Source organism: Undibacterium sp. RuTC16W (genome assembly GCF_049339445.1).
Classification (GTDB): Bacteria; Pseudomonadota; Gammaproteobacteria; order Burkholderiales; family Burkholderiaceae_D; genus Undibacterium.
In genome coordinates this window covers 1-305 of sequence record NZ_JBMPPE010000104.1, presented here as the reverse complement: position 1 = coordinate 305, position 305 = coordinate 1, and the positions used below count along the sequence as shown (strand labels likewise).

Annotated in this window: 1 protein-coding gene; it reads right to left on the bottom strand. The window is 65.2% G+C overall.

Annotation, left to right across the window (positions count from 1 at the left end; genetic code table 11):
• On the bottom strand, positions 1-305 hold a 305-nt coding region (locus ACO0K4_RS19690), incomplete at both ends, for a histidine kinase (protein WP_422958352.1).

Below are 305 nucleotides of genomic sequence, written 5' to 3'. Positions count from 1 at the left end.
GGGTGGGAAGGCGGAGCTGCGCAGGCCGTCGGGGATCTCGAAATCCACCGTCAGGCGTTCTTCCATGCGCATCTTCAGCAGGTTCAGGTAGGACTTGACCATGTCCGCCTCGCGCCCGAGGTTGGTGACGACGGCGTTGTCGCGCATCTGCGGCAGCACCGCGCGCAGGTACTGGATCAGGCTGCGCTGCATGGCCGAGGCGCGCGGCGGGTCGGTCTCGATCAGGTATTCGACCGAGGCCAGGGTGTTGAACAGGAAGTGCGGCTCGACCTGGGCCTGCATCATCTGCATGCGCGCTTCTGACA